At 64.6% G+C, this 1,936-nt stretch carries 1 protein-coding gene and 1 pseudogene; both read right to left on the bottom strand.

Translation table 11 applies throughout. The features are described from left to right. Positions 1-816, bottom strand: an 816-nt coding sequence (locus V5E28_RS48845; RefSeq protein ID WP_336217164.1) for a tyrosine-type recombinase/integrase, incomplete at its 3' end; no start/stop codon positions are given. A 29-nt stretch (positions 817-845) separates the two neighbouring features. Continuing rightward, positions 846-1,766: pseudogene (locus V5E28_RS48850) on the bottom strand (IS3 family transposase); the annotation flags it as partial. Positions 1,767-1,936: the final 170 nt, after the last annotated feature.

The raw sequence follows: 1,936 nt of genomic DNA on the forward strand, positions 1-1,936 counted from the left end.
GCGCCCATCGAGACACTTGGCGTATCGCTTCAGGAGGACCTCCACGCTGTTTCCCGCGCGCTCTGCTACAACAGTTGCATCGACACCAGCATTGAGCCAGGTAGATAGGGCGGCATGGCGTAGGTCATAGGGCTTACCTGCGAGGGGAGACGTGACCTGCTGCGGCGTCAAGGCAAAGTGGCGAGCCTCTTCCCATGCCCGGGAGTAGGTGGACGCCCCGAGAATCCCACCGCGCTCGTTTCGGAACAGCCGACCGTCCGGAGCAGTGTCGAACTCCTCAAGATGTATGCGCAGAATGCGAACCAGTTCCGGCGGGATCGGCACTGGCCGGATGTCTCTTTCCGCCCGCTGCTTGAGTCCACGCTGGTCGTGCACAGTTCCGTTGTCGGTCCACTGCTTGCCACTGCTTGGACGAGTTACTTCGAGGATGAACAATCCCCATCCTTCCTCGGGCAAGTGGCAGTCGGTCTTGCGAAGTCCGATCGCCTCGGCGGGACGGAGGCCAGCGAAGTACAGCGTGGCGAAGAAGGCCACCAGGCGGCGGCCTCTCCCACGGTGCCAACTTCCGACATAGGAGAGGCTTACGAGCAGTTCGCGAGCTTGAGCGGGGTTGATCACGCATCGTCGATCAACAGTGTTATCCCTGGCCACCTTCTTGTGCTTGACGCGCTTGAGCGGGTTCTCGGTCAGTTCGCCGAGGTCGATAGCGTATTCAAGAGCGGTGTTGAGGCCGCGGCGTCGGCGGGCCGTCGTGTCTGCGGCCGCTCGCTTGCCGTCGCGAGTGAGGGTGAGTTCCTCGCAGACGTTGCGGGCCACGATGAACCGCGCCGGGATCGGTGGAGACTCTATTGACTGACTCCAGCCGCCGGTTGGGGCTGGTGTTGAGCGTAGTAGACGGCTTCGTGTTCGGCGGGCGGGACGTGGCCGATGGCGGTGTGCAGGCGCTGGTGGTTGAACCAGTCGATCCACTCGGCGGTGGCCAGTTCGACGTCGGCCAGGCCTTTCCATGGCCGTCGGGGTTTGATTAGTTCGGTCTTGAACAGGCCGATCGCCGATTCCATCAAGGCGTTGTCCAGGGCGTCGCCAACGCTGCCGATCGAGGCGTCGATCCCGGCCTCGAGCAGGTGGGCGGTGAAGGCGAAACAGGTGTATTGACTGCCCGCGTCCGAGTGATGAACCAGACCCGGCCCGGCCGGAATGCCGGTTCGCGCGCGTCGCCACAGTGCCATGTCCAGGGCATCCAAGACGAGCTTGGCTCGTTTGGTGGTGGCCGCCGACCAGCCCACGATCGCGCGGGAGTACACATCTACGACGAATGCGACGTAGACCACGCCGGCCCAGGTCATCACGTAGGTGAAGTCTGCCACCCACCGCTGATTGGGGCGCGAGGCCGTGAAGTCGCGATTCAGCAGGTCGTCGGCGCGCTCGCGTCCGGCGTCGCGGATGGTGGTGCGCAGCTTCTTGCCGCGCCGGACGCCTTCCAGCCCCAGTTCGCCCATCAGCCGGGCGGCCGTGCAGCGCGCCACCACGACTCCTTCACGGCCCAGCTGTCGCCAGACCTTGCGCACGCCGTAGACGCCGTAGTTGTCAGCGTGCACCCGGCTGATGTGCTGCTTGAGCTCGGTATCCCGCACAGCGCGGACGCTGGGCGTGCGATTCTTGGCGGCGTAGTAGGTGCTCGTTGCGATCTTCAAGCCGTGTGCGGTCAGCACACGGCAGATCGGCTCGACCCCGAACACCTCTCGATGAGCGTCGATGAACGCTACGAGCGCTTGTGTGGCCGGTCGAGCTCGGCGATGCTCCTATGTCGTCAAGCCGCGGCTGCGATTGGCTGGTCGGTGGTGTCGCGGGCCGAGGTGTCCACGGTTTTGAGCGTGCGATAGACCACGTCGGATAGGCGTCGGCGGAGCAGCCGGATGGCCTCGGTGCGGGTCTT

Source organism: Nonomuraea sp. LPB2021202275-12-8, assembly GCF_037044575.1.
In the GTDB taxonomy this organism is placed as follows: Bacteria; Actinomycetota; Actinomycetes; order Streptosporangiales; family Streptosporangiaceae; genus Nonomuraea.